Raw genomic sequence first — 25,958 nt, 5'->3', positions numbered from 1 at the left:
AAGGCTTATTGATCCAAGCCCAATGCCTGCCGTTTCTTCCGAATATCCTCAATAAGCCCCAGAGCAGCTTTTTGAGGTTCTGTTTCTACATAGAATTTCCCACCGATAACTTCTGTAAGACCTACAGTGAGGAGTTCTGTCACCTGCTTGCTGCCCAGGACAGGAGGTATAACGCCCAAATGAGTAGTTATTCCCATGGCCACAGCCCAAGTCCCGATGCTGAGAGCCTTTTCATGCTGGGGTTCAGGGGCGCTGGCTGCCACAGGCAAAGCGGCCGAGTCCACACCGAGATAATTAGCTAGTGCTGTGACTAAATCACCGATGCGGGAATTATCCACACAACTCCCCATGTGCAACACCGGGGGAAGTGGAGCACCAAGACCAGCAGCCTCTCCAATGGCCCTGAGAACAGCTTTGAGGGTATTTCCGGCATATCTTTCGGTCCCCTCGGAGTTCATCATCCCTGCTTTAGCCAAAGCATGGGCGGAGCAGCCGGTCGCCACGACAAGGACATTGTTCTTCAAAAGTTCTTTGACCATCTCCACATGAAAGATATCCTGAGTCACCTTGACATTATTACAGCCTACTGTAGCCACGACACCAACGATATTGCCGTTAACAATATTATCCGCTAATGGCTTTAAAGGTTGAACGGGGTCCAGCTTGCCCAAAGCGCCTGCAATGGCTTCCACGCTAAAGCCGGCAATTATCTTTGCCCGATAATCAGGTATATGAACCTTGTTGGGATCCCGGCGGGCATACGCCCCAATGGCCTTCCTAACGATCTCCTGAGCTGCTTCATCGGCTTTTTCCAGAGCAAAAGGAACATGAGTGGCTCCAGGAATCTTCACAATCGGCATAGTGGTGATCAATTCCGTATGATAACAAGAGGAGATTTGGCTCAAGGAGGGCATAATGCATTGGACATCGACGACCATGGCATCCACTGCCCCGGTGACAATAGCCAATTCTTGAGCAAGGTAATTCGTAGCCAAAGGAACTCCTTGACGCATGAGAACTTCATTGCCTGTGCAGCAGATTCCAGCCACCTGGACTCCTTTGGCTCCCACTGCCTCTGCTTCAGGAGAAAGAGTCTTCGCCCACTGGACAATTTTTTCGGAAAGAAGGGGAACATGGCCATGAACGATCAGGTTTACATAATCCTCTTTAAGTACTCCTAAATTGGCTTCGGTCACCACAGGAGCCGGTGTTCCGAATAAAATATCCTGCATATCTGTTGCCAGCTTTAGGCCGGCGTAGCCATCCACCAATCCCTGCTTAGCCGTCGCTAAAAGAAGGTTTACCGGATCTGCATCCATTCCCATAGTGGTCTGATGCATGGCCTCCCGAATTTCCCGATCCGGATTCCGGGGTATGATCCCTAAAGACTCCCATACCTCGAGACGTTGTTTTGGTGCATGGGCACTCACCCATTTCATAGGACGATTATGATGGTTTCCCATATCTCCATAGGCTACACGAACCACTTCCAAAGCTAACGCATCAGGTTCTTTACCTTCACTATCTATTCCTAATCCTGACGCGACCGCCTTCAACTTTCCGGCATCTGCTATAGGATAATCGATTTTGCCTTGGGCCGCCAGCTCTAGAGCTTCTACGGCATCATAAGCATGATCCACATGGGCTGCAGCCCCGGCAGCCACCTGGCGAAGCAAGTTCCGAGCCACGATCACATCAGCTGTAGCGCCGCAAATTCCTTTATCCGGGCCTTGCCCAAAGGGATCGATCCGGCAAGGTCCTTGAATACAGTGACGGCAGCAGACTCCTAAACTTCCAAATCCGCACTGAGGTTGTTGTTTATCATAGCGATCCCAAACGGTTTCAATTCCATCCTTATGGGCCTTTTTTATGAGATCCTGGGCCGCCGGATCAATGCTGCGTACATTAAGCATGGTTACCAACCTCCTTAAGATGGTTCATCCAAGACTTCCGTATTTCCCTTGCGTATCCATCCACTTCCACAAATTGCAGGGCCTTCGTCGGACATGCCGAAACACAAGCCGGTTCATAGGCTAACTCCCGACAACGATCGCATTTTACAACCTGATGGTCAGGCCCTTCCGTAATAACCCCGAAGGGACAGACCATAACACACATCCAACAACCGACACATTTTTCCGGCTTAACCTGTACTAAACCGGTCGTAGAATCAATCCTCATGGCCCCAGCCATACATCCATAAACACAAGGTGTGTCTGAACATTGCCGGCATTGCAGGGGCATAATCACTTCCCCATCCGTCTCCACAAAGACTCTTTTTAGTGGGCGTTCAGACTCAAAGATTGCTGCAAACAATTGCTTGGATTGGGAATGAGCCACAGCACAGGCCAATTCACAGCTTTTACATCCCAGACAATGCTCTGTGCGTACCAGTAATTGTTTCACGTTATCCCTCCTTACCTAAAAATACACAAGCTAATTCTGACAACTCTATACTATTACAATATTCAGATAATTACCGTCAGCTTGGCGACATTAAATCGAAACATATGAATATTTTATTTATACCGCTTGCGGCAGATTAGGGAAGCAAATGCAAATACAAAAGGTACTGAAACAGTACCTTTTAATCTAAGCCCCTTCATTATGAATATTCATGACTGATCTTCTCCCATAGTCGCTCAGGCAGTAATAGCACCACATATCCCCGGTGCAAAGCCACGATCCCCTGCTGCTCCCAATGGCGTAAGATTTCATTGATCGTCTGGCGTGTACTTCCGCTAAGAGATGCCAGTTCCTCATGGGTAAGGTAAATAGCATTATCATTCTTACCCTGCATGGTACGCCGAAAAACACGCGCCAGACGGGAGGAGGTCTCACGAAAAGCTAAATCAACAATCAAATCATTGGTTAGGCGAAGAATTTTACCCAGAAGGCGGACCAAATGCCGGGCCAGTTCCGGACATTCATCCATCATAGCTTTAAAGTCAGCCATACTGACATATAGAACTTCTGTTTTTTCGATGGCTGTTGCCAACGCTAAGGAATGTTCGCTATAGACCTCCCCTGCCGAAAGAATCGCAATAGCAAATTCCTTACCATCTTCTGATGTATAAGCAATTTTTACCTTGCCAGAAAGAACAAAGAAAATTACATCCGAACAGGAAGAGGGGAAAACTAATCTTTGCCTCTTTGCGAAGCTCATCCTACTGAAATTTCTTTTCCAGGTCTGGAGAAAAGCAGGAGGTAATCCGTGAAAAAAAGCAAATCGATCAAGATCTGGTATTGTTTTAGGGTTGGACATTGGCTCCACATCCCTTCTACAGGTGTACCAAAGACATGATTTCATACAAGATTTCTAGGAAATTTTAAAAAGTCCTTTAAAATAAAACACCCAAGCTCTACTTTTCATAGAGCTTGGGTAGTAAATCCTATTAGCTTAATAACTTAATGATCTGTCTCTTGTACCCCATAAAAGCATCAGATATCCGGAATTCTTCTCCCCGGGGCCGCAGGGTATCGATAATAATCTCATGGGCGAGCCTTCCTGGGGGCCCGGTCATAATGTACACCCGGTCGGAAAGCAGGATGGCTTCATCGATATCATGGGTAATGAATAAAGCAGACATGTCGATTCGGCCCATGAGATCCAAATACCAGCGATGCATGGAGCTCTTAGTAATGGCATCCAGGGCGGAAAAAGGTTCGTCAAAGAGAGCTACATCGCGAGAGAACATATAGGTTCTGAGCAAGGCCGCTCTTTGCCGCATTCCTCCGGAAAGCTGGGCGGGGTACTTCTTCTCGGCCCCTTCCAACCCGAACTCCTTGAAATGGCTGAAGGCCTCTTCACGGGCTTGGCTCTTCTTTACTCCCCGAATGAAAAGAGGGAGGGCCACATTATCCAACACAGTCAAATGAGGCTGCATCAAGTCCTTTTGCTGCATATAGCTTACTTTACCGGCCTGACCCGTAATATCCTGAGCGTTGAGAAGCACTCGTCCTGAATCAGGGGTAAGGACACCGGCGATAACATTAAAAAGAGTGCTTTTGCCGATGCCGCTTACTCCCAGGAGGCTTACCAGCTCCTTTTCACCGAGCCTGATATTGATGTCTTTAATCGTTAATTCTCCCGCAAAACCCTTTGAGATATTTTGCGTCTCAAGCTTTATCTTATCCATCTTACTGCGGTAGGTAGGCATTGGTAAAACCTTGTCCTGGTTCAATCCTTTTGGAGATCAATTGATTATCTGCCATCCAAGCATAAAAATTATCCCAACGGGCCTGATCGATGAATCCCCACCGCTCTGCTTCAGCCTTATATTCCCTGGCCAAATACTTTTGGCTGGCTTTTATAAGCTCCTGATCCAATTCCGGGGCATGTTTGACCAGAATTTCAGCGGCTTCTTCGGGATGTGCTATAGCGTATTCATACCCTTTGGCTACAGCAGCTAAAAATGATTTGGCTGTGTCCTGGTTTTTTTCCAAATACAGAGGACTGGCAGCTATGACCGGGGTATAAAAGTCTAAGACAGGGTCAATATCTTTGAACGCAAAATAATTGGTATCCAGGCCTTTCACCTCTGTTGCCACGCCATCCCATCCATAATACACCCAAATAGCGTCCACATCGGTTTTCAAAGCCGAGATCACATCTGTTACTGTATTAGGAATCATTCTGATAGCCTCATATTTACCGCCGTCTTTCTCGATGACTTGTTTAATAATGGCTTTTTCCACAGGAGAATCCCAAGTGGCATAGACCTTGTTCTCCATATCCTTCGGTCTGGTAATGTTATCTTCCTTCAAGGAGATAATTCCCGAAGTATTATGCTGCAAAATAGTCCCTACGGCTACCATATCCAGGGGACTGTCTGAGGTAAGAGCAGCTGCAAGTTCCTCCTGGAAGGTTACACAAAATTCAGCTTTTCCGGCAGCTACCAATGGTAGTGCTCCCCCTTCAGGTGGCTGTACAATATCCACCTCTAAACCTGATTCTTGGAAATAGCCTAATTCTTTAGCCACATAGACGCCGGTGTGATTAGTATTCGGTGTCCAGTCCAGGACAAAGGTGACTTTCTTATTTTCTTGTGCACCTTGCTGTTCATTCCCAGTGTTGATCGTATTGTTCTGAACACCACACCCCGCTAATCCTAAAACCACAAAGACGCTCATAAGAATTGCTATGCATCGCTTTTTCATATCTCAACATTCTCCTTAAACACTATTCGGCCCTCAGCCTTCATTTTGCTGTTCCCCGGTCTGTGCCCAGGGCATAGCTTTTCGTTCCAAAAGCTCCACACATTTCATAAGCACTAAGCTCAATATGATGATCAAAAAAATCACCGCGAACATTTTATCAAAAGAATAGGATTTTCTGACCCGGGTCATATACACGCCAAGACCACTGTTTCCTCCCAGCCATTCAGCAATAACTGCGCCGACAATAGAATAGGACACCGAGATACGTAAACCTGAGAAAAAGCCGGGCAGAGCATTAGGCAGCTTAATATACCGGTAGATCTGCCACTTTTTAGCCCCCATAGCTCGCATGAGATTCATAGCGTCTTGATCCGACGATTTAAATCCACCTAAAAGAGCAATGGTCATAGGGAAAAAACAGGTCAGAACAACAAGCGTAATCTTCGGCGCCATATCATAGCCCAGCCATAACACCAACAAAGGGGCTATGGCTACCGTGGGAATAGTCTGAGTAATTACCAGGATAGGATGGAAGGCTTTATAAAGAGCATCGAAACGATCCATCAAAAGCGCAATCCAAAAAGCCAAAAGAATACTAAGAGCTAATCCTATGAAAGCCTCCGTCAAGGTGATCTGGGCGTGCTTCATAAGCTCAGGAAAAGAACCTGCTAAAGCCCGAATCACATCCCCAGGGGATGGTAGCATGAATTTTGGCACCATTTCAAGAAGAGTCACCAGATACCAGAAGATAAGCAAGATCAGAAGTACAGCCGTTGGGTAAAGCTTATTGGTGATGCTTTGTAACCTTTTCATCAATGGTCCAAATCCCGCCTTCCGGCTTATAGCTAATTTTTACATAGGACATGACACTGGGTGCCCCTTCTTCAATGCAGATTAGCTGGCAGTGTTTAACCATTTCCATAAGTTGATCGTATTCCCCTTCAACAGTCGTTTCAAAAGGACCTACGTAGACATTAAGACCTGAGGATTTTAAATATTCAATGACCTTGTCCACCACACGGATCACTTCTTGTCCTTCCACAGCCGGTAATACTTGAATAGCTACACTTGCATTAATCATTTCTTTTTCTCCTTCTTTCCTCTTCATTTTACACTTGAGGAGGGTAATGCATAATAAAAAACCTTCTGCAATCAGAAGGTTTTCCCAAACAATTCAGGACATGGAGCCAGAAGCTCATGTATCCTAAGTCCCTCCGCTAGCATTACCTAGATCAGGTCAATGGGTCGGAAACACTCGTTTCCCTCTCAGCCGTTTTCCAGCTCCCCAATACTATTCTCTTTTTTGCATCATAGCACCTTAATCTTAAGGTGTCAAGAAGGTCAAGCTTGCAATGAGTTATTACCAACGTCGTGTACTGCCTCCGCCACCGCCGGAACCCCCACCGCCTCCGAATCCTCCTCCGCCTCCGCCACCGCGGCCACCTCTCATGAGCATGCCGATAATCATGCCGAAGATAAAGCCGTTAAAATAACGGTGGTCAATATAAAATAGGAAAACGATACCGAAAAAGGCTAGAATTTTAACCCCAAGAGGCAGGGAAGCAAAAGTATCGGTTCCATCTCCATAATCAGACGAAGTAGACAAAGCCTTAGGAGAGTCAATATTCATCACAACTTGATACTCTTTAGCAACTTCCTGAACAAAGGCTCGATAACCATTTAAGATGCCTTGGTTATAATCTCCTTCTTGAAAATAGGGAATCATGTATTCATCTTGAATTTGGCCGGTTTTAGCATCGGGAAGAGCCCCTTCCAAGCCATAACCCACCTCTATCCTGGCCTCCCCCTCCGTAGGGGATACTAAGATCAGTAACCCGTTGTTTAGCTTTTTATCACCGATCCCCCATTCTCTCAAGATGGATAGAGCATATTCTTCCGGCCCATATCCTTTCAGATCGTTGACTGTAACCACTACGATCTGTGCCTTGGTCCTTTTCTCCAATTCCGCCGAGTTTTGGACAATAATTCTCTCAGTGTTTGAGTCGAGAACATTGGCTTCATCCAGCACAAAAAAATCACGGGTGGGCTGCGGGATCGAAGGGGTAGTCGCCTGCAAAGGAAAAGCTAAAGTAAGGAAGAACAGTACCAATCCGGCAAGCAGGAGTTTCCTCTTCATGGGCTTCATTCCCTTCATTCTAACCTATTTGATATTGTCGTCTGAATAGGTTGTTACTTGGAAAAGTCCACGGTAGGAGCCTCATATGCGCTCGCATCAGCCTTAAAATACTCTCTCTCGTCAAAACCAAGAATCCCCGCATAAAGATTAGTGGGAAAATGTTTTATCTTCGTATTATAGGATTGAACCTCATTATTATAGTCCATGCGTGCTGTGGCAATGCGGTTTTCCGTTCCTGCCAATTCATCCTGCAACGCCCGGAAATTAGCGTCAGCCTTTAACTGAGGATAACTTTCAGAGATAGCCAGCAATCGGCTCAAGGCACTGCTTAGCGCTGCGTCCGCCTCAGCAGCTTCTCCCACACTACCTGCCCCGATCAGTCGGGATCTGGCGTCAGCTACATCCGTAAACACTTCACTTTCATGTTCAGCATATCCTTTGACGGTATTGACCAGATTCGGAATGAGATCCGCTCGGCGCTGAAGCTGGTTCTCGACCTGACTCCAGCTGCTGTCCACAGTCTCCGAAAGAGTCACTAAGTTATTATAACCAGACCCCAGGATCATAGCCAGAATGATAATTATCCCTACGGGAATCAGCCACTTTTTCATAACGCTTCCTCCATTCATATTTCTTTCCTTACTATCTATTGTTATACCATTTCTTAAGTTGATTCAGCTTTTCAGATCAAATCTAACCTATAATAGTCCTGGCTGAAAAATACAGAAGCACAATCACACCCAAGATGATACGGTACCAGCCAAAGATCTTAAAGTCATTCTTTTTGATATATCCCATTAGAAACTTAATGGAGATTACGGATACTATAAAGGCCACTACCATTCCTATTAATAGAATCATCAACTCCGGACCTGTAAAGTTGAAACCAAACTTCAAAAGCTTAAGTGCACTGGCCCCAAACATAACGGGGATAGCGAGAAAAAACGTAAATTCAGCCGCTACGGTTCGGGATACTCCCAGCAAAAGTCCTCCTACAATAGTAGCACCAGAACGGGAAGTTCCGGGGAATATGGCGGCAATCAATTGAAATATTCCGATCATGAACGCCGTGGTGTAAGTAATTTGTGATAAGTGATTGACCCGAGGCCTTTTCCCCTTATTGTAATTCTCAATAACAATAAAGAGAATTCCAAATATAATCAGCATAACGGCAACGGTTTGATAGTTATAAAAAAGAGCGTTAAACACGTCGTCCCACAATAGACCGATAACACCGGCCGGAATACAGGACACAATGATTTTGAACCACATTTCTATGGTTTCCTGCTTGACGGAAACCCCTCTATCGAATGTAAAGGGATTGAGTTTCTTCCAATACAAAAGCACAACAGCCAAAATAGCTCCCAGCTGAATGACCACGAAAAACATTTCCATAAAAGCCGCGGACATGTTCAGCTTAATAAACTCATCCACCAATATCATATGTCCCGTGCTACTGATGGGCAGCCATTCTGTAATCCCTTCTACAATACCTAGTAAAATCGCTTTAAAAATCTCTACTAATGCCATAATTCCTCCTGATTACATTTTCTATAGATTTAATTACATCACGCCCATTATACCAATTCGGTTTATGAATGGATAGCCGCATTCCCCCTTCATTCTTCGACACATGACGCTATCCATATAGTATTATACCTGATTATGTCTAGCCTAACCTTAGGGATTATATAAGTATTTATTAACTTTTTCTTAATTCCTCATCAAACCTATTAAAAAGATTACCTCCCAGAATAGAGTTATATCTATCCTGGGAGGTAATCAGCCGATTGCCCAAAGAAACTTTTTAAGATTATTCGAGACCAATCATGACTGAACTTGCTTTGATAACGGCAATTGCGTCATCACCTACTTTTAATCCCAAGGATTCTGCTGAACCAGAAGTTATACTCGCTGTAATTGACTGACCATTAATATCCAGAACCACTTCCGTTGACACGGGGCCCTTTTTAACCTCCGTAATTTTGCCTTTTAATTGATTTCTAGCCGATAATTTCATTAGATAATTCCTCCTTGTTTACTATTTAAATTAGTATGCACACTCTCAATCATTTCAAACAAAATTCCGACTCCATCCACAGATAGTTATGCGCTCTAGTTCACATCTTCCTCTACCTTCTCCAGCCTTTCATCAAGTAGATAAGGGTTTGCCAGGTACTTCTTGACTAATTTAAAGGAATTGGAGTAGTAGAGTCCGTCACAAATCCGCTCGTCCAAAACATAGCCGATCTCACAGCATTTTTTGACCACTACCTGATCCTCTTCAACTACGGGTAATTTTTTGCTCTTCCCTAAGGCGACAAAAATCCCTGTCGTACCAAAATCGTAGAGATGATGGTAGATAAAATCCAGATTGATGGATTTGAGATAGGTAAAGAAAAGAGATGTGTGAAAAGGACTGGCTTCAATAATCTTTTTCGGCAGTAAATTATGCCGATCCATCCACTTTAGCGTCCCTACTAAAAGCTTCACTTGACTATTAGGTAAGGCCATAATACGTTGAGCAATAGTATCCACCTCATTGGCAGCTCCTGCCGCACAACCTTCCTCTATGGTCTGATCGACGATTTTGACAATCTCTTCGATGCTTTCCAGACCTGAAAAGAGGAATTTAACTGTTGTCTCTTCACCGTCATCCTTTAAGAGGCGCTTAATGGCCATAGAGATGCGGATATCATATCGGGTATAGATTTTATTATTCATGATAAAACGGTTCAGCTGTGGGCGTTGAGCGAGAACACGCACATAGACTGCAATAAATAGGTGCAAGTAGTTGAGCCTAATCCCTTGATCTTTCTTTTCTTTGATATACTGATCAATTTTATCAACAGCAACGACTTGTTTATAAAAATTTTGGGCATCATTCCGCTTGGTCATAATGTGGGGAATAATCCTTACAAAAGGGCTTAAAGACTTGAGAAGCCGCCCGTCACTCCGTCGCATCCAAATCTCCCCTTTTGCTTCTTAATTCCTTTCAATAAATTTCTCTAAGGATCAGATAATCCCTTCTTTTTATATTAACTTAATGCAAAATTTTCCTATTTATTTGTAGTCAATAAAATTTGTCCGGTTAAAACCTTAGGAAAGTCCGATCTCTTCTTTAAGAAAATTTATAATTACTTATGACAGTGAAAAAGAAGTTTGATAGTTTAACTTTTTTATGGGATGATATAAAATAAGGTAAAATAGACAAGCTTAATCGAGGGAGTGATACATATGACAAAAATCTTGGTACCTGTAGACGGCTCACCGAATTCGGACAAAGCCATTCACTATGCTCTTACTCTAGCACGTTGCAAAGACGACCTTCTTATCTTTTTAAACGTTCAGCCCAATTATAACACACCCAATATAAAACGCTTTGCCACCCAAGAACAGATTAAGGTAATGCAGGAAGAAACCAGTAAGGAAGTTCTCGATCACTCTCTGGAAATCGCTAAAGATTCCATCGCGCCCATCCGCACGCTCCTACGCACAGGGGACCCTGGTCGGGAAATTTGTAAAGAAGCCCAAGAAAGTGTTGTAGACAGTATTGTTATGGGATACCGGGGACTCGGTGCCGTTAAGAGAGCCATTCTGGGAAGCGTAGCTACCCATGTTCTTCATGAAACAAGCTGCCCTGTGACCATAGTTCCTTAGAGGATGGTGTAATGAATAATAACCCCTGGTTTGCTATCGTTAACCCAGCTTCGGCTAACGGACAAACTCGAAAAATCTGGCCCAAAATTTACAAGCGCCTCCTTGATCAGGGCGTTAATCTTGAATTTGCTTACACCACGGGACCAGGGGATGCCACCAATCTCACCCGGCAGGCCATGCATAGTTATACGCAAATTCTTGCTGTCGGTGGCGATGGCACTCTAAATGAGGTTGTGAACGGATTTTTTGCCGATCAAAAACCTATTAATCCTGAAGCAAGTCTTGCTGTTCTTTCCCATGGAACCGGGGGAGATTTTCTACGCACCCTCGATCAAAAACGAGGGCTCCCCTCTTTGCTGGAAGTTCTGCACCGACAAAAAATTGTCCCCATTGATTGCGGGCTAGTTCAATATCAAGACGCTACCGGTCAGTTGTACACTCGTTATTTTCTCAACGTAGCGGATGTGGGTTTGGGAGGAATGGCGGTTAGCCGAGTTAACCAGCACAGCAAATTCCTCGGTGGAAAACTATCTTTCCTCCTTGGGGGCATCATGACCATTTTGACCTATAAAAATAAAAACATGAAATGTGTCATTGATGGAAAAATCGTGGTCAATGGACCAGCCAACAGTATCTGGATTGGCAATGGACGCTTTGTAGGAGGAGGAATGATGATTGCTCCTCATGCAGAGCTTGACGATGGTCTTTTTGATGTCGTTGTTCTCGGTAACCTCTCTATGTTCCAACTCTTGCGCCATTTGCCCAAAATTTATCAAGGCCACCATCTTGAGGTTCCGGATGTTACAGTCCATCGTGGTAAAGAAGTCTCCATTATCTCTAATCCTTCGGCTTACTTGGAGCTGGATGGGGAACATCCCGGATTTACACCCGTCCATTTTTCCCTAATACCACAAGGGATTCGCTTATGGACATAACTATGATGGTACACCCCATAGGGTGTGCCATCTTTTATAAATAAACTGAAGAGGTGTTAAAGATGTCGTTATCCATCAATGAAAGAGAAAAGATGATAAAAACCTGTGAAGAAATTATCGCTCGTTGTGATAAACCCTTTGTTTGGGAAGACGATGGGATCTATGAATCAGAGCGAGCCAAAAGTCCTTTTAATCTTTTTTTGCCCCAAGAACAAATAGTTCAGGAACTCAGTGCGCTGTTTGAAACCTTTTGTGGTACTCCCTATATCTACGATCAAATAAAAGCAGTCTGCCACTTGGAAGCCGAATGGTATGAGTATGGCACTTATGGCCTGGATCGCGACTTCACTCGGGTCTTAAGCCGTTACTCTCTAAAACCGGAATATGTAGAACAGGTAAAAGCACATTTTACAAAGAGGCTCAAAGAGTTGCTTCAAGAGCAGTCCGCCCTTTTAAAAGGTAAGGGGTTCCTTCTCAATAAAGATGGGGTGCATTTTTCTTGCAGGGTGGTTGTTCCCGGCGGGAAAATGAATGCCCAGCAATCCAAAAGAGTAAGCGAAATCTGTACACAGTATGGAAGCGGGTATTTTTACCTCACCCAAAGAGAAAATATCGAAATCCCTGGTATTCTATTAGATAACCTGAACGAGGTATCTCAATCTCTTGCTGAAGTCGGTTTGAGCATCGGTTCTACAGGACCCAGGCCAAGACCCATAACAACTTGTAAAGGGGCTGTGTGCAAATTCAGTCTTTATGACACCGAGGGCTACACCAGTCAACTCAATGAAAAAATTTATAAAGGTTATTATGATGTGACCCTGCCCGGTAAGCTTAGAATTATTACCAGTGGCTGTTTTAATAACTGTTCCATGCCTCATGTGGGCTGCATTGGCATCATTGGCAAGAAAAAAGACCAAGTCGCCATCAGTCTTGGAGGGATGGCCGCACGCAAGCAATTTTTAGGCCAGGAAATCCAAGGTCTTTATACTTTAGATGAGGCTACCGGGATCATTGAAAAAGCGATTCAATACTACAAGGAGCATGGCAATAAGGGCGAACGCTTTGCTCAAATGATTGAGCGTTTGGGCTTTGAAACTGTAGAGAAAGCCTTAATTGGCTAAGACGACCCGTTAAAGATAATTTCTCCGATAAATTGAGAATGTAGGGAATACCCTTGCGTAAGAACACAGGGTCATTCCCTACATTTGTCTTATATAACTGGAACATTCTAATTACTTTGCCCTAATCATGATATAATAATGTTAAAGCAAAGGAGGACAAGTCGTATGCAGATTGGACAGAATCTTAAAGATAAGATTATGGCGAAGTTTAATCATTATCAGGAAGAATCCAAAAAGACCCTCCAAAATATCAACCTTACCCAGGACAAACTCAATGCTGCGTTTATGAAAGCAGAGAAACTCAACATCAATACAGGGCCCATCCATAAAGTTTACCAGGATATCCTTATCCTGATTCAAGTTGTCAAAGCTTATATCAGCAAAGATTATCAAGAGATCCCCGCCGGCTCCATTATCGCTATCTTAGCTGCCTTGATCTATTTCTTATCCCCTATTGATATTCTTTTTGATTACCTTCCAGGAGTTGGCTATGTAGACGACATGTTTGTCCTCGGCTTGGTCTTAAAACAGGTGGACTCTGACTTGCAAAAGTTTAGTCTGTGGAAGCAAAGCAAAGATCCCGCGGAATCCTGATTCATTAATGGCTTTATGTACTGTCTTTTTTCTTTTTGGCCGGTGTCCGTGCCAACAGAGATGCTACATCGGCCTCGAAAGACGAAATCCATACCTTTTGGGTTTTATCAAAGAAAATTTTAAGGGTCTTTTTTAAATGGGATTTGGTCAAGGGATCCAAGGTTTTATAACTCTTAATCATATCATTAGCCAAGGTCAGCTTTTTCTGGGACAGATCGCTAACTGTCGTGGCCCCGGTGGCCTGAAAAATATCAAATAAAGCATCCACGAACTCCGCTCTCTGCTCCATGGATAATTGGTTAAGCCAAAGCCTTACAGTCTTGTTAAAATTCTTACTCCCTTTGGTTAAATTCTTTTCATAGACGAAATGGCTGCCTCTTACTTCCCAGAAGAAAGGGTTGTGCTGCATAACGCTCAGACCATTGCTGTTGACTGTAATATACTCTTCTCCATGCTCAAGGAGCATCCCTACCACGGAGGATTTAGGAACAAAGGTATGAATCCGGTCGAGGATCCTCTGATATCCTTCTCGTTCGAGGACATGAGTCAAAAAGCCCGGGCCGTCATTGTTATATACTCCAATGATTCGCCCTTGAACCTCAGGTTCCATGGCTGCTGCAGAATAGACCGCCAGATTTCCGCCTTTGGAATGGCCACCCAAATAAAGCTTGCCCTGATATTTCCCCACGACTTTTTCTACATAGGAAATTGCATCTCTTTGGGCCTTTACTTCATCCCTAAAACTCATCTGAAAATCCTCTTTCCATCCGGCCAAGGTATCGTCCGTACCCCGAAAGGCAATATAATGTTCCCCTTGGCTGATGGAAAAGACCATCGCGGAAAATTGGTTACAAATCTCATGATCCACAAGATTTACATAACTGGACAGCTGAATTTCTTTAAAACGAGTTGCCAGCGAGGTTTTAACCAGCAGTTTGGGTATCTCCCGAAAGAAAGGGTTGATACTATTCTGGAGTTTCTGATGAGCAAGGCCTTTGAAGTATTTTTCCCCTGCTTTCGTCAAGGATATGGAATCCCTTGAGGCCTCCGATGGGAGGATACCATCGAATTCAAGGTAAGCCAAAATCGAAAAGATTAAATTATCTACTTGATTAAATCCATCCTGAGCAAAGCTTAAGTCCCCTCGCCAATCAAGATAATCGAATATATTTTGCATAGGACACCTTTTCTTCTTCACTTCTTGAATAGAATACAGTCTCTGCTTAGTATGTCTTATTTTTGAATTTTATGCTGACCTATTCTTCTATCTTATTTTTCTTTCCCGATTAATATCTTTCCAACCTTCTTGATACCTTCTGCCTACACTGTTAATGCTTTCCACCAATGCCGCCATCAAGCGGTGAAACCCTTGAGGATTTTGAGCTGGGACACGATAATGCTTATTAATCTCAATCTGGACAGCTGGAATTCCCAGTTCTCTGGCCGCAAAATTGGCTATCGTATTTGGGCTGGATGCAGCAAAATAATCGGAGGAAATTTTTGAGAACCCACAATTCCGAAAGTTCTGGGCCAGGATTTCATCGGTATGCATTTTTTCAAGAAGGTTCCTCCTATTGTTCGTTCCAAAATCCACATCAAAGTCCCTGTCTCGGGCTGCTCCGTGAATATCCAGCAGGAGCTTGATCTTGCCTTGCCTGCATAACTGAGCAAGTTTCTCTTTATAGATGCAAGGACTATCCACGTTCGGATCCCCACCATAAAGCTTAGTCACTGCAATGGCATGACAACCGGTTAACTTATTCAGAAGGTAGACAATGGAGCCGGTATACTCGTCGGACATTTTGATCTTCTTTTGGCGAAAATGACGAACCGCATGGGGAGCCGAGACCAGAATGGGAATATCCCCTGCCGCGTGCCAGAACGGCTCCTCTTGCTTGGGATTCACTCGTTTATCGGTTTTGTAGAAATAGATTCTCTCAATGCTGACTGCTTCTTCATTGAGACGGGTCCTTGTATATTCATTGATAAGTTGTTGATGCATCTGGCTCATGGTTTTCCCACCTTGCTCCCAAACATAAAATCGGAGAGATCACTCTCCGATTAATACTACCTCAACTCCAAACAAAATGCCATCTTAGTCTTTTTCCCGCCCCTTATCCTCCTTTATATTAAGCACTGCAAATCCTATTAAATAAAGGAAAAGCGGCATAAACAAACCAATGGATTGATAACTTGAGTAGATATACAGATTATATAAAGCATGAATCGTGACTGCTACAGTATAAAGACCAAACAGCAGTGGCCAAATTATGCCGTTTAATTGCCTTGCTATACTGAGCCCAAAGCCAACAATACCTGTGGTCGTCCCATGGATAAGGCAGGTTGTGACACTACGAGTAATAATAAAAGGAACCGGTGATCCACTTTCATGCATGTGTCCTAAGAGGTATACATAATTTTCTTGAATAGAAAATCCAATCCCGGCCGCAATCCCAAAATAAACAATGGGTATTTTCTTTTCCGATTTGAATAGAAAATACCCAAGTGGTAATGCCTTTGTAAATTCTTCAATAATCGGAGCCCAAGTAGTGGAAAGTTGCTGAGTATTAATCTGAAAATGCCGGACCAAAGCATTATTCAAGGTCAGGGAAATCGCAAAAGCAATAAGACCCCAGGTAAAAAACAGTATCAGCAGCCTTTGTTCGCCTTTTAGGATAATCGCCAGAAAAAATAGGGGGATAATGGTCCCTACAAAAATAGCCTCACCCATCGGACATCTCCTCTACTTTCATAAAGCCGTAAGCTGTTAAGGAAAGGGCTGCTGGGAATAAAGCATCTGTAGAAAGTGTACATGTATCCGGTATCAAACAGACACATATTATAAATATCATATCACTTAAGCATAGCAAACAAAGACCCGCTATAAACAGCCGGTACCGGATAATAGGGAAAATAGGCTGAGCTTTCCATAGGGTGTACACTATAGCTAGTGTTAAGACCAGGTTATCTATATTGATCAGTAGATTACTGGATCCTGCCAGAGCCAGGAAAATAGGAATTACTAGTAATCCTAGGGGCCATAGATTCCAATACTTTATCTCAATGGTATATTGAGGTATCCCTCTTGTGATTGTATGGATTACCCCAATCAGAAAGAAATAAGTGCCTATAAAACCCAGATCTGCAATGGATGGATAGGGGAGTGATGAACCGTTAAGAAATATAACAGAGAACCAGTAAAGCTGTCCCAAAGTCCAACTTAATACAGCCAAAGCGACTCCCAATACTAAATAGCGCTGGCAGCTGAATCGAGCATAACAGATCACAAGCATGCCGATAGCTAATCCAGAAAAAAACTGTATTCCATTGGCTACCGCATTTAACTTCGCATAAGGAAAATCGATGAAAAGCAAAATATAAAATAGAGCTGCCCAAACAAACGAAAGAATACAGACAGCCTTAACAGTTAATGCCAAGATTTCTTTTCGTTTTAACATTCCTTGGATGACTTGATCCCATGTAATCATGAAAATCCCCTACCTTGAGAGCCATATTACTACATTATCAACTTCATTTACATTCAAGAGTTGTATATACTTTATATACATTATGACATATTTCACGAGCAAATGTTATATAATTCACAGATTTTTAAAATAATTTTTTGAGATTATATAATATAAAATTCTTATGGCAAGGATTATATATTCATATTAAAACAAAAACCACCCTCCTCATTAGGAAGGTGGCCATACACCACTAGTTAAGATGTCAACTGTTCAATCTAAATCTTGACTAGACTATAAATCTTGCTTCAATGAATGAGACTTGATAAAAATAGATTAGATGTTTACAGCAATACTTTGGCAAGTCAGCGTTGCGCTCCGCGCAACGATATGATTCATAACCTTAAGAACCGTCACTGGAGATTTTGTTAACTTTACGATACGATATTCCCTCGATGTTTTACCAAAGGATGCCTCAAGAACGGTTAGAATCTGGTCTTTCAAAACAGAGAATTTTTTCGACCCACTGATGTTGTGTTGGTCAAGCTTGCCAAGCTTCTTGATCTCTCCATGAAGAATCTGAAAATCACTTTGAAAACTCATTGGAAACCTCTTTCTTTTTTAAATACAAAATTTACACACAAGGAGTATTGTAGCAGGAATGGATAATGCTGTCAATAAGGTTCAGCAAATTTAAATTGCATTTTTTACATAACTTTTTTATTTTTTTCTTGACAAATATTATATAACAGGATAATATTTTTATAAATTATATACAAATATTTTAAAACCGTTGATTGAGAGTAGTAGGATAAGTTCTCAGGTTCAGAGAGCTGCAGAGGGTGGAATTGCAGTACAGGTAGACTTATCACGAATGGACTCATGAGGGTGATGCAGAAATTACCTTGATAAATCATGAAAGACGAGTATCATGGTAAAAGTATGCTAGCCGGGAACTTCACCCGTTATCCATGAAGCGTATATGATAGTATACGAAGTAAGTGGCGTATTTACGCAATGCAGGTGGTATCGCAGAGATGGAAGTCTTTGTCCTATAAGGGGACAAAGGCTTTTTTAATTTTCTTTTTCGGGATAGAAAGCTTCAATCAAAATGAAGTTTTTAATACTTTCACTAAACAAACGAAAGGAATGAATCCACATGACGAAAACACCTTACAAAATCTATCTCTCCGAAGAGGAAATGCCGAAAAGCTGGTACAACTTGAAGGCTGTAATGAAGGAACTCCCCCCTCCTATGCTTCACCCTGGAACGCTGAAGCCCTGCACCATCGAAGATCTGCAACCTGTGTTTTGTGATGAGTTAATCGAACAGGAATTAAACACCAAAGATCTTTATATTGAGATCCCTGAAGATATACGGGACTTCTATAAGATGTACCGTCCTTCACCCCTGGTCAGAGCTTATTGCCTGGAAAAGCTGCTGGATACTCCCGCGGAGATCTACTATAAATTTGAAGGAACCAATACCTCCGGCTCCCACAAACTCAACTCAGCTGCCGCCCAGGTCTACTATGCTAAAAAACAAGGTTTAACTTCCCTTACTACAGAAACCGGCGCTGGGCAATGGGGTACGGCCCTATCCATGGCCTGTGCCTATTATCAAATTGATCTCACCGTCTATATGGTGAAGATCTCCTCTGAACAGAAGCCCTATCGCAAGGCTGTGATTGAGACTTATGGTGGTAAGGTCATCCCCTCTCCCTCCGACACCACAGAAATCGGAAAAAAAATCCTCGCCGAAAATCCCGGCACCGGCGGCTCCCTGGGATGCGCTATCTCCGAAGCCATCGAAGTAGCTCTAAAATCTGAGAATTGCCGCTATGTCCTGGGCAGTGTCCTTGATCATGTGGTTCTCCACCAAACAGTGATCGGTGAAGAGACCAAGATTGCCTGCGAAAAGTACGGTATTCAGCCCGATATTATGATCGGCTGCGTAGGAGGCGGCTCCAACTATGCCGGCCTGATTGCCCCCTTCTTCGGAGATAAACTCCAAGGAAAAAATAACATTACCTTTATCGGTGTAGAGCCTGCCTCTTGTCCATCTTTAACCCGGGGTAAATATGCCTATGATTTTGGCGATACAGGAAAAACCACTCCACTTCTTAAAATGTATACTTTGGGCTCAGGATTCATTCCCTCCCCTAACCATTCCGGTGGTCTTCGCTACCACGGCATGAGCGGCATAGTATCCAAGCTCTATCATGATGGCCTTATGGAAGCCCGGGCGGTTGAGCAATCTAAGATCTTCGATGCTGCTACTCTCTTTGCCCGCAGTGAAGGAATTCTCCCTGCCCCTGAATCCTCCCACGCGCTGCGGGTAGCCATCGATGAAGCCCTAAAATGCAAAGAGACCGGAGAGAAGAAAACCATTCTTTTCGGGCTTTCCGGCACCGGATACTTTGATCTGTCCGCTTATATGAATTATAACGCGGGCACCATGACCGACTTTATCCCTACGGATGAAGACTTAGAAAAGAGCTTTGCTACTTTGCCTAAAGTAGACTAAAACTGAAAGCCTATTTCCCTCATAAAAAACCAAGTGGTAGAGTATGGATATCCGTTCCGGGAAATCCTCTCTACCACTTAGTTGTAGTCTTTACAATTTATCTTTTGCTATAGCTGTCCTGCTAAAGTTGCTTTATCCTTGCTGCATTCCATATCTTTAACTTTCTCGCCTTTGTCCAATACCACAACGGCAGGGGCATTGATTACACCATATTTCTCAGCGAGGCTTTTCTTAGTTGCCATATCAACTTTCACCAATGTGTACTCTTCGCTATGTTCTTTGTGAAGTTCTTCCACTAGTGAAGAGTACTCCAGACTTTGAGTGTCGGCTGCATTAAAGAATACCAGTAAGACCTTCTTCTCACTATTCAGGATGTTCTTTTGGAAAGCCTCAAGTTCTTCAATATAGCGTTCTGCAGCGACAGCAGCAGTGGCTCCATCTCCCGCTGCGGAAACGACTTGCCTAAGATATTTGATTCGGTTATCACCAACGGCATAGACCCCGGAAAGATTCGTCTCCATCAAATCATTGACGGAAATATAGCCACGGTGATCCATTTCTATACCACTATCTTTTAGAAATTCAGTGGCCGGAATCATACCTACGAAGAAAAATACACCCTGGCAGGGGAGGATTGATGAAGTGCCTGTCTTTAAATTCTTCACTTTTACCCCCTCCACATTTTCATCACCTAAAACTGCCTCTAAAGTGGAATTCCAAACAAAATCCATCTTCTCACTTTGAAAGGCTTTTTCAGCACTGACCTTATTGCAATCCAAGACTCCTTTATCATGAAGGACAATGACCGTGACCTTACGAGCGAACTTGGTGATAAACATTCCTTCTTCAATGGCTTGGTCTCCACTACCTACCACAACCACATCTTCTCCCTCGAAGAACTCGGCATCGCATGTAGCACAATACGCAACCCCATTACCACGTAATTCTTTTTCACCGGGGATATTAAGGAGTCTGGGCTGAGTTCCCACAGCAACAATGACTGCCTTACCATAGACTTCTTTTTTCTTTTTGGTCATGATTTTTTTGAGATCTTGGGAAAGATCTGCGCTTACTACCTCATCTTTAAGAAACTCTACGCCAAAACTCTTAGCATGTCTTTTGAAATCTTCCATGAGCTCTGGACCGCTGGTATTAACATATCCCGGGTAGTTTACGATCTCACGGGTATTATCTGCCATTCCACCGATGGTTCCTTTATTGATAATCAGTGTCTTCAGCTTTGCCCTTCCTCCATAGATTCCCGCCGTAAGCCCGGCAGGACCTCCGCCAATTATGATCAAATCATAGTAGTTATCCACGTCTAAACCCTCTCTCTTTTCCAGTCAGGCATCTGTCACATGATAGGTTTCTCTCCAGCCTTATCCCAAGATTTCAGAAATCTTTGCTTGAACTTGCTCTTCCTCCACTTCTCCGGCAAACTTTCCACAGTACTCGCCTTCATTAAAGAAAAGAATTTGAGGAACTCCTCTAAGGGAGAAGGTTTGATACAATTCCTTATTATCTTCTACATCAACATAATAGAATCCGAATTCACCCTCATAGTTTGGTGCTAGTTCTTCGAGAACAGGTACGACTTCCTTACAAACATGACAACTCTTTCTGGAGAAAATCACGAGGCATCTTTCTCCATTATCATAAATCTTTTCTTCAAAACTTTTGGAATCCAATTTTGTTAATGACATGTTTATAATCCTCCAAATTTAATTTACTTTTATATCCCTTTTCATCCTGTGATAATCCCCTCAATCACGATTTTAATAACTTATGCTGAACATGACAAGCACCAATAACTTGCAACTTTCACAACTTTTTGTTGTACCCAAGATAACCTATCTATAACGCAAATTACTATCATCTATAGAAAAATATAAAGATGCCTAACCTTACTTTAGCTGAGGGCGTCATGCTATAATGTACACAAGCACAACTATGTCACTATTACCCCTGTAGGAGGTGCTCCTATGAGAATTGACCATTTAAAGTACATCACCGTCGTCGCTGAGACAGGTTCCATTAGCCATGCCGCTGAACGATTATATATTACCCAGCAAGGATTAAGTCAAGCCATCCGGCAGATGGAACGAGAGCTGGGAGTTTCTTTACTTAATCGAACTGGCAATAAAATTCATCTTACTCAGGTTGGAAAAAGGATTGTTGAGAAAGCCAAAGAGCTTTTAGTTACCTATGATGAACTTACTGATATTGCCAAAACAACAGGAGACAACTTTTTTCATACAAAAAGCTCCAAGCGAATCACTTTACTTACAACGCCCTTCTTATCCGGCACCTTGTTACCAGATATGATATGTCGATTCTCCCAAAAACATCCAAACGCCAATTTTGTGATTAATGAAAAGCTTCCTCAAGAGATCATTGAAGAGATCTGTGAAGACCGAAATGCTATTGGTTTATTCAGCGGTTTAAGCGATCGATTAAATCACAAAGATTTTTCCAATGCCAATTTGACGTTTCAGCCCTTCTTTGAATGTGAGCAGTTGATCTGTGTCACAAAATCTTCGCCATTAGCCAATCGAAAATCCGTGAAACCTTCAGAATTGGCTAAGTATCCTCTTGCTTTATATGATGTGGGACAAAATGCATCCCAACTTAGTGAATTACTCAAACCTTTCGGAGAGGTTAAAGTAATGTTAAGAACCGGCAACTCAAAGCTTTACCGGGAGACTATTGCCAGCGGCTTAGCTATTGGTTTCTCCAACAGCTTTGCGGAATACTTCGAAAAAAGAAACTCGGTAGTCACCATACCCATCGAGAATACCCCTAAGTTTATTCTCGGCTGGGTTTACTGCAAAGACACGCCACGCAACGAAATGCAAAGCGAATTTATCGACCAGCTTATCCAATACGTGAATCGTATTAGGGTCAGTGCGTGAAGCAATCTGCTTAGATATCGATAATGAGCAAAGACCGATTAAGAGTAATTTCTAATCGGTCTTTTGAGTTGAGATGGTAACTATCGCTCACTCTCTGGTGCCTAAGAAGGGAGCTTTATATTTACGATGTTTTTTTGGGTTCGGGGAACGCTCGATGGACTCTTTAAAGGAACTTGCATTCTTGTCCATTCTTTTCCCATCAGAAAAAGTTTCATCTGTCAGAAGAGTATTTTCCATCGATAAGCTCTTTAATCCAAAACTCCGATAGCAGGCGGGCACTTGCATGCTCATACCTCTCATCCTTTCTCTTTTCCGACTCCTAATACCAGTCTATGCTCTTACCATAATCACAAGTCCATTTTAAATAAGAACTTGAAGTATAGCCAACATTGTTCTTTTTCGACAGCTACAAGAAACTTTTGTACTCGTTGTCTTACAATTAGCTGGTGCGGGTAAAATTCTGTTATAATTTTCCACTAATAGTTGAAACACTTCTGGACACATTATTATGGGAGGTGTAATTATGCAAAACCAAAATCAAAACTCTAGCTCAGACGTTCAAAGAGTAAAGCAAGAGATCCAAAGCGATTTACAGTCTGCTGCTCAAAGCCAAACCGGTTCCGCCGGTACCAGCAGCCAGAGCACGCAGTCCAGCAGCCAAGGTATGCAATCCAGCACCATGAGCTCTTCCTTAAACACTCAATCTGAAGTGCAAAAAGTTAAACAAGAGATTCAGCAGGATTTGCATTCCTAATCTAATCAATCGAAAGAACATTTCCATTCTTAAAAGCCCAAAACCCTGGATGACTAAAGACGTCTTCAGGGTTTGCTTATGCCCTTATTATGTCGAAAAGTTTTTCCAAATTTTTAGTAATTATCTTATTGACACAGACACTCGTGAAATAGTATACTAATCTCAAGGTATCCCCTAACCCTAGGGGGGTATAAGGGACTTAGGCTATTAAGTAAGCATCATCCAATATAACGTTTATGTCGGATATTTCAATAAAGGAGTGTTCCTATGGCAGCAAGTGAAAAAGAAGACATCCTTATGCGTTTAAGAACTATAAGAGGACACATCAGCGGTATCGAAAAAATGATAGAGGAGGAAAAAGAGTGCGCAGATATCCTTGTGCAGGTTTCAGCAGTTACTAGCTCTATGAACAAAGTCAAGAACATGCTAAATAGACATTTCGTTGATCATTGCCTGGATAAGGTAATAACCGAAGAAAAAGATCTTAAATCGGAAGTATCTAAGATTTTGGACAACATTCTAAAGTTTAACGAATAATTGGAATGGGGGCGGTTCAATGAAAAGAGTACTCATTCTAGGGGCTGGTACAGCCGGTACAATGATGGCCAACCACCTTCAGCGCAAGCTGGATAAAAAAGATTGGGCTATTACCATAGTGGACCAATATGAAAAGCACTATTATCAGCCAGGTTTTCTCTTTATCCCCTTTGAAATTTATTCGGAAAAGGATGTGATAAAAAAGATAAGTGACTTTATTCCCAAGGGCGTGGAATATATTAAGTCTCCAATCGAATTAATTGAGGCAGAAAAAAATCAAGTATTGTTATCTAGTGGCTGGGTCCTTCCTTATGACTTACTGATTATCGCCACAGGTTGCGAGATAGTCCCCGAAGAAGTTGACGGTGTCATGGATGGCTGGCGAAAAGATATCTTTGATTTTTACACCCTAGAGGGCGCACTGGCGCTTAGGGATAAGTTTAGAGATTGGCCTGGAGGAAGGTTGGTTGTTCACATTAGTGAAATACCGATTAAATGCCCTGTTGCCCCTTTAGAGTTTGCCTTTTTATCCGATTGGTTCTTTGCCGAAAAGCGTAAAATTCGCAACAAAGTGGAACTTATTTATGTTACTCCTTTAGATAGTGCCTTCACGAAGCAAAAATGTTCAGATGTCCTCGGCCACTTGTTCCCCCAGAAAAATATTCAATTGATTAATAATTTCAGTATTCCCCGTGTAGATGCCAAAAACAAGAAACTCATTTCGGTGGATGGCAAGGAAGTGGATTATGAACTTCTGGTTACAGTACCAGTGAATATGGGCAGTCCTTTGATTGAGCGCTCAGGCCTGGGCGATGAATTGAATTTTGTTCCCACCCATATGCATACCCTGCAATCTAAGAAACACGAAAATATCTTTGTCATTGGGGATGCTTCCGACCTCCCTGCCTCCAAGGCCGGCTCTGTCGCCCATTTCCAAGCGGAGATCTTAACTGAGAACATCTTAAACTATATTGCTGACAAACCCTTAACCGCCCACTTTGATGGGCATGCCAACTGTTTTATTGAATCCGGCTATGACAAAGCCTTTTTAATAGATTTCAATTATGAACTTGAACCCGTTGAAGGTACCTTTCCTCTGCCTGGAATTGGCCCCTTCTCCCTTCTTAAGGAAACAAAGGTCAATCACCTGGGTAAGCTGGCTTTTAAAGCAATTTACTGGAACATGCTTTTAAGAGGTATCCCCATCCCCACAGTTCCCCCCGAAATGAAAACCAGAGGCAAGAAGCTGGATGGTCTCTATCAGCCTTAAAACAAAGGAGGAATTTAGATGCAAAAGGTTATTGCAGGTTATACCGTCGATGTGACCCAAGAGGGGTATTTGGTAAACCAATCCCAATGGAACAAGGATATTGCCTCTGAAATTGCTAAAGAGCTGGGGATTGAAGACCTCACCCCTGGACACTGGAAGGTTATCGAATTCCTACAAAAGGACTTTGCTGAGACTGGAAAAATTCCAACCATCCGTCGAGTAAACAAAGTAGGTAATATTGGAACTCAGGAGCTCTACGCACTTTTCCCAGAGGGTCCCCTCCTTAAAGCGACAAAAATTGGCGGATTAAGTAAACCCGTTAGTTGTGTTTAGAGAGGAGAATGAGCATGGCCGATGAAGAGAAAATCAAAAAGGTCTCCATTATTATTTCCAAGAGTTCCTTGGAAGGAGTCTATCCTGGATTAATTATGGCAAACGGAGCACGAATGATAGGAATTGAGGCCAACCTTTTCTTTACTTTTTTCGGTTTGAACGCCATCACAAAGAACAAGATGGATTCTATTAAAGTTGCTACAGTGGGGAATCCCGCCATGGGCATTCCCTCCCTTATCGGAATCTTGCCCGGAATGTCTGCCATGGCCACTTCTATGATGAAGAAACAAATGGAGGAATTGGATATTCCACCAATTCCAGAATTCATTGAGATGATCTCTGATGCCGGTGGAAAACTCTATGCCTGTTTAGCTACTGTAGAGATGTTTAAGCTAAAGAAGGAAGATTTCTGCGATCAATTGGACAGTATCCTTACCGTAGGGGATTTTTATAATCTTTCTGCCGGTGGGCAGATCATATTTACTTAAATCATTAAAAAGAGGCACAAGTCTTTCCCTCAGGAAAGTGTGCCTCTTTTTAATTTCAACGAT

30 protein-coding genes and 1 riboswitch are annotated in these 25,958 nt (G+C 42.8%); of the genes, 11 read left to right on the top strand and 19 right to left on the bottom strand.

Translation table 11 applies throughout. The features are described 5' to 3' along the window. Positions 1-5: 5 nt before the first annotated feature. The 12 genes from cooS to DHAF_RS04380 form a co-directional block, all read right to left on the bottom strand. Positions 6-1,913 carry an anaerobic carbon-monoxide dehydrogenase catalytic subunit gene (cooS, locus tag DHAF_RS04435; protein ID WP_015943072.1) on the bottom strand — a complete coding sequence of 636 codons (1,908 nt, stop codon included), beginning with the start codon at positions 1,911-1,913 and terminating at the stop codon, positions 6-8. Then, a complete protein-coding gene (locus tag DHAF_RS04430) occupies positions 1,906-2,406 on the bottom strand; it encodes a 4Fe-4S dicluster domain-containing protein (RefSeq protein ID WP_011461828.1) in 501 nt (166 codons plus the stop codon). Before DHAF_RS04430 ends, cooS begins: the two co-directional genes overlap by 8 nt. A 199-nt stretch (positions 2,407-2,605) precedes the next feature. Further along, positions 2,606-3,265, bottom strand: coding sequence for a Crp/Fnr family transcriptional regulator (locus DHAF_RS04425; RefSeq protein WP_011461829.1), 660 nt, complete (start codon positions 3,263-3,265; stop codon positions 2,606-2,608). Positions 3,266-3,395: 130 nt separating this feature from the next. Further along, positions 3,396-4,160, bottom strand: a complete 765-nt coding sequence (locus tag DHAF_RS04420; protein ID WP_011461830.1) for an ABC transporter ATP-binding protein — start codon at positions 4,158-4,160, stop codon at positions 3,396-3,398. Continuing rightward, positions 4,141-5,160 carry an ABC transporter substrate-binding protein gene (locus DHAF_RS04415; RefSeq protein WP_011461831.1) on the bottom strand — a complete coding sequence of 340 codons (1,020 nt, stop codon included), beginning with the start codon at positions 5,158-5,160 and terminating at the stop codon, positions 4,141-4,143. Before DHAF_RS04415 ends, DHAF_RS04420 begins: the two co-directional genes overlap by 20 nt. 33 nt (positions 5,161-5,193) lie before the next feature. Continuing rightward, on the bottom strand, positions 5,194-5,976 hold the full coding sequence (locus tag DHAF_RS04410) for an ABC transporter permease (RefSeq protein ID WP_011461832.1): 783 nt from the start codon (positions 5,974-5,976) through the stop codon (positions 5,194-5,196). Next, on the bottom strand, positions 5,945-6,241 hold the full coding sequence (locus DHAF_RS04405; protein ID WP_011461833.1) for a thiamine-binding protein: 297 nt from the start codon (positions 6,239-6,241) through the stop codon (positions 5,945-5,947). Before DHAF_RS04405 ends, DHAF_RS04410 begins: the two co-directional genes overlap by 32 nt. Positions 6,242-6,351: 110 nt before the next feature. Next, positions 6,352-6,458, bottom strand: a riboswitch (TPP riboswitch). 62 nt (positions 6,459-6,520) lie between these two features. Beyond that, complete coding sequence (locus DHAF_RS04400) at positions 6,521-7,315, bottom strand: TPM domain-containing protein (RefSeq protein WP_011461834.1); 795 nt, start codon at positions 7,313-7,315, stop codon at positions 6,521-6,523. 35 nt (positions 7,316-7,350) lie between these two features. Then, positions 7,351-7,908, bottom strand: a complete 558-nt coding sequence (locus DHAF_RS04395; protein ID WP_015943071.1) for a LemA family protein — start codon at positions 7,906-7,908, stop codon at positions 7,351-7,353. An 82-nt stretch (positions 7,909-7,990) separates the two neighbouring features. After that, the gene (locus tag DHAF_RS04390) at positions 7,991-8,827 is read right to left on the bottom strand and encodes an undecaprenyl-diphosphate phosphatase (RefSeq protein ID WP_005808347.1); all 837 of its coding nucleotides are present in this window, start codon (positions 8,825-8,827) and stop codon (positions 7,991-7,993) included. A gap of 283 nt (positions 8,828-9,110) precedes the next feature. Beyond that, positions 9,111-9,317, bottom strand: a complete 207-nt coding sequence (locus DHAF_RS04385; RefSeq protein WP_005808351.1) for a TOBE domain-containing protein — start codon at positions 9,315-9,317, stop codon at positions 9,111-9,113. Positions 9,318-9,412: 95 nt separating this feature from the next. Further along, positions 9,413-10,261 (bottom strand): 2-oxo acid dehydrogenase subunit E2, encoded by an 849-nt coding sequence (locus DHAF_RS04380; RefSeq protein ID WP_015943070.1) that lies wholly within the window; start codon positions 10,259-10,261, stop codon positions 9,413-9,415. Between the two features lie 273 nt (positions 10,262-10,534). Between DHAF_RS04380 and DHAF_RS04375 the strand changes: the two genes are divergently transcribed. The 4 genes from DHAF_RS04375 to DHAF_RS04360 all read left to right on the top strand — a co-directional run bounded on the left by DHAF_RS04375 (position 10,535) and on the right by DHAF_RS04360 (position 13,607). Continuing rightward, entirely contained in the window at positions 10,535-10,957 is a 423-nt protein-coding gene (locus tag DHAF_RS04375) for a universal stress protein (RefSeq protein WP_015943069.1), read from the top strand. A gap of 11 nt (positions 10,958-10,968) precedes the next feature. Beyond that, positions 10,969-11,892, top strand: coding sequence for a diacylglycerol/lipid kinase family protein (locus tag DHAF_RS04370; RefSeq protein WP_005808357.1), 924 nt, complete (start codon positions 10,969-10,971; stop codon positions 11,890-11,892). Positions 11,893-11,954: 62 nt separating this feature from the next. After that, entirely contained in the window at positions 11,955-13,013 is a 1,059-nt protein-coding gene (locus DHAF_RS04365) for a nitrite reductase (RefSeq protein WP_015943068.1), read from the top strand. 165 nt (positions 13,014-13,178) lie between these two features. Next, positions 13,179-13,607, top strand: a complete 429-nt coding sequence (locus tag DHAF_RS04360) for a YkvA family protein (protein ID WP_015943067.1) — start codon at positions 13,179-13,181, stop codon at positions 13,605-13,607. A gap of 13 nt (positions 13,608-13,620) precedes the next feature. On the opposite strand, the gene DHAF_RS04355 is transcribed toward DHAF_RS04360, so the two are convergent. From DHAF_RS04355 to DHAF_RS04335, 5 genes are all read right to left on the bottom strand, one after another. Beyond that, positions 13,621-14,784: a DUF2974 domain-containing protein gene (locus DHAF_RS04355; protein ID WP_005808364.1), complete on the bottom strand. Its 1,164-nt coding sequence runs from the start codon at positions 14,782-14,784 to the stop codon at positions 13,621-13,623. Positions 14,785-14,871: 87 nt separating this feature from the next. Next, positions 14,872-15,618: a hypothetical protein gene (locus DHAF_RS04350; protein WP_015943066.1), complete on the bottom strand. Its 747-nt coding sequence runs from the start codon at positions 15,616-15,618 to the stop codon at positions 14,872-14,874. Between the two features lie 84 nt (positions 15,619-15,702). After that, a complete protein-coding gene (locus DHAF_RS04345; protein WP_011461842.1) occupies positions 15,703-16,338 on the bottom strand; it encodes a PrsW family glutamic-type intramembrane protease in 636 nt (211 codons plus the stop codon). Beyond that, on the bottom strand, positions 16,331-17,095 hold the full coding sequence (locus DHAF_RS04340) for a hypothetical protein (protein WP_005808369.1): 765 nt from the start codon (positions 17,093-17,095) through the stop codon (positions 16,331-16,333). The genes DHAF_RS04345 and DHAF_RS04340 overlap by 8 nt, the downstream gene beginning before the upstream one ends. A gap of 315 nt (positions 17,096-17,410) precedes the next feature. Beyond that, positions 17,411-17,677, bottom strand: coding sequence for a hypothetical protein (locus DHAF_RS04335; protein WP_011461843.1), 267 nt, complete (start codon positions 17,675-17,677; stop codon positions 17,411-17,413). Between the two features lie 556 nt (positions 17,678-18,233). Here DHAF_RS04335 and DHAF_RS04330 point away from each other — a divergent pair. Next, a complete protein-coding gene (locus DHAF_RS04330) occupies positions 18,234-19,601 on the top strand; it encodes a TrpB-like pyridoxal phosphate-dependent enzyme (RefSeq protein WP_005808375.1) in 1,368 nt (455 codons plus the stop codon). Positions 19,602-19,708: 107 nt separating this feature from the next. Here DHAF_RS04330 and DHAF_RS04325 read toward each other — a convergent pair whose 3' ends face one another. Both DHAF_RS04325 and DHAF_RS04320 read right to left on the bottom strand, forming a co-directional pair. Continuing rightward, a complete protein-coding gene (locus DHAF_RS04325) occupies positions 19,709-20,920 on the bottom strand; it encodes an FAD-dependent oxidoreductase (protein WP_015943065.1) in 1,212 nt (403 codons plus the stop codon). Positions 20,921-20,980: 60 nt separating this feature from the next. Beyond that, positions 20,981-21,304 carry a thioredoxin family protein gene (locus DHAF_RS04320; RefSeq protein ID WP_011461845.1) on the bottom strand — a complete coding sequence of 108 codons (324 nt, stop codon included), beginning with the start codon at positions 21,302-21,304 and terminating at the stop codon, positions 20,981-20,983. Between the two features lie 279 nt (positions 21,305-21,583). Here DHAF_RS04320 and DHAF_RS04315 point away from each other — a divergent pair, with 279 nt between their 5' ends. The 6 genes from DHAF_RS04315 (at position 21,584) to DHAF_RS04285 (ending at position 25,895) form a co-directional block, all read left to right on the top strand. Continuing rightward, a complete protein-coding gene (locus DHAF_RS04315) occupies positions 21,584-22,513 on the top strand; it encodes a LysR family transcriptional regulator (protein ID WP_005808381.1) in 930 nt (309 codons plus the stop codon). A gap of 523 nt (positions 22,514-23,036) precedes the next feature. Continuing rightward, positions 23,037-23,267: a hypothetical protein gene (locus DHAF_RS04305; RefSeq protein WP_015943063.1), complete on the top strand. Its 231-nt coding sequence runs from the start codon at positions 23,037-23,039 to the stop codon at positions 23,265-23,267. A 267-nt stretch (positions 23,268-23,534) separates the two neighbouring features. After that, a complete protein-coding gene (locus tag DHAF_RS04300; RefSeq protein ID WP_011461846.1) occupies positions 23,535-23,804 on the top strand; it encodes a metal-sensitive transcriptional regulator in 270 nt (89 codons plus the stop codon). 19 nt (positions 23,805-23,823) lie between these two features. Then, positions 23,824-25,074, top strand: a complete 1,251-nt coding sequence (sqr, locus tag DHAF_RS04295; RefSeq protein WP_011461847.1) for a type III sulfide quinone reductase, selenoprotein subtype — start codon at positions 23,824-23,826, stop codon at positions 25,072-25,074. A gap of 18 nt (positions 25,075-25,092) precedes the next feature. Then, positions 25,093-25,407, top strand: coding sequence for a TusE/DsrC/DsvC family sulfur relay protein (locus tag DHAF_RS04290; protein ID WP_005808391.1), 315 nt, complete (start codon positions 25,093-25,095; stop codon positions 25,405-25,407). Between the two features lie 14 nt (positions 25,408-25,421). Then, on the top strand, positions 25,422-25,895 hold the full coding sequence (locus DHAF_RS04285) for a DsrE/DsrF/DrsH-like family protein (RefSeq protein WP_015943062.1): 474 nt from the start codon (positions 25,422-25,424) through the stop codon (positions 25,893-25,895). The last annotated feature ends 63 nt before the right edge of the window (positions 25,896-25,958 follow it).

Source organism: Desulfitobacterium hafniense DCB-2, assembly GCF_000021925.1.
GTDB lineage: Bacteria > Bacillota > Desulfitobacteriia > Desulfitobacteriales > Desulfitobacteriaceae > Desulfitobacterium > Desulfitobacterium hafniense.
This window is presented reverse-complemented; position numbering and strand designations above follow the sequence as displayed.

Coding starts and splice junctions, on each gene's coding strand:
- cooS (WP_015943072.1), bottom strand. CDS start 1,913: ATGCTTAATGTACGCAGCATTGATCCGGCGGCCCAGGATCTCATAAAA.
- DHAF_RS04425 (WP_011461829.1), bottom strand. CDS start 3,265: ATGTCCAACCCTAAAACAATACCAGATCTTGATCGATTTGCTTTTTTT.
- DHAF_RS04420 (WP_011461830.1), bottom strand. CDS start 4,160: ATGCCTACCTACCGCAGTAAGATGGATAAGATAAAGCTTGAGACGCAA.
- DHAF_RS04415 (WP_011461831.1), bottom strand. CDS start 5,160: ATGAAAAAGCGATGCATAGCAATTCTTATGAGCGTCTTTGTGGTTTTA.
- DHAF_RS04405 (WP_011461833.1), bottom strand. CDS start 6,241: ATGATTAATGCAAGTGTAGCTATTCAAGTATTACCGGCTGTGGAAGGA.
- DHAF_RS04400 (WP_011461834.1), bottom strand. CDS start 7,315: ATGAAGGGAATGAAGCCCATGAAGAGGAAACTCCTGCTTGCCGGATTG.
- DHAF_RS04395 (WP_015943071.1), bottom strand. CDS start 7,908: ATGAAAAAGTGGCTGATTCCCGTAGGGATAATTATCATTCTGGCTATG.
- DHAF_RS04390 (WP_005808347.1), bottom strand. CDS start 8,827: ATGGCATTAGTAGAGATTTTTAAAGCGATTTTACTAGGTATTGTAGAA.
- DHAF_RS04385 (WP_005808351.1), bottom strand. CDS start 9,317: ATGAAATTATCGGCTAGAAATCAATTAAAAGGCAAAATTACGGAGGTT.
- DHAF_RS04380 (WP_015943070.1), bottom strand. CDS start 10,261: ATGCGACGGAGTGACGGGCGGCTTCTCAAGTCTTTAAGCCCTTTTGTA.
- DHAF_RS04375 (WP_015943069.1), top strand. CDS start 10,535: ATGACAAAAATCTTGGTACCTGTAGACGGCTCACCGAATTCGGACAAA.
- DHAF_RS04370 (WP_005808357.1), top strand. CDS start 10,969: ATGAATAATAACCCCTGGTTTGCTATCGTTAACCCAGCTTCGGCTAAC.
- DHAF_RS04365 (WP_015943068.1), top strand. CDS start 11,955: ATGTCGTTATCCATCAATGAAAGAGAAAAGATGATAAAAACCTGTGAA.
- DHAF_RS04360 (WP_015943067.1), top strand. CDS start 13,179: ATGCAGATTGGACAGAATCTTAAAGATAAGATTATGGCGAAGTTTAAT.
- DHAF_RS04355 (WP_005808364.1), bottom strand. CDS start 14,784: ATGCAAAATATATTCGATTATCTTGATTGGCGAGGGGACTTAAGCTTT.
- DHAF_RS04350 (WP_015943066.1), bottom strand. CDS start 15,618: ATGAGCCAGATGCATCAACAACTTATCAATGAATATACAAGGACCCGT.
- DHAF_RS04345 (WP_011461842.1), bottom strand. CDS start 16,338: ATGGGTGAGGCTATTTTTGTAGGGACCATTATCCCCCTATTTTTTCTG.
- DHAF_RS04340 (WP_005808369.1), bottom strand. CDS start 17,095: ATGATTACATGGGATCAAGTCATCCAAGGAATGTTAAAACGAAAAGAA.
- DHAF_RS04335 (WP_011461843.1), bottom strand. CDS start 17,677: ATGAGTTTTCAAAGTGATTTTCAGATTCTTCATGGAGAGATCAAGAAG.
- DHAF_RS04330 (WP_005808375.1), top strand. CDS start 18,234: ATGACGAAAACACCTTACAAAATCTATCTCTCCGAAGAGGAAATGCCG.
- DHAF_RS04320 (WP_011461845.1), bottom strand. CDS start 21,304: ATGTCATTAACAAAATTGGATTCCAAAAGTTTTGAAGAAAAGATTTAT.
- DHAF_RS04315 (WP_005808381.1), top strand. CDS start 21,584: ATGAGAATTGACCATTTAAAGTACATCACCGTCGTCGCTGAGACAGGT.
- DHAF_RS04305 (WP_015943063.1), top strand. CDS start 23,037: ATGCAAAACCAAAATCAAAACTCTAGCTCAGACGTTCAAAGAGTAAAG.
- DHAF_RS04300 (WP_011461846.1), top strand. CDS start 23,535: ATGGCAGCAAGTGAAAAAGAAGACATCCTTATGCGTTTAAGAACTATA.
- sqr (WP_011461847.1), top strand. CDS start 23,824: ATGAAAAGAGTACTCATTCTAGGGGCTGGTACAGCCGGTACAATGATG.
- DHAF_RS04290 (WP_005808391.1), top strand. CDS start 25,093: ATGCAAAAGGTTATTGCAGGTTATACCGTCGATGTGACCCAAGAGGGG.
- DHAF_RS04285 (WP_015943062.1), top strand. CDS start 25,422: ATGGCCGATGAAGAGAAAATCAAAAAGGTCTCCATTATTATTTCCAAG.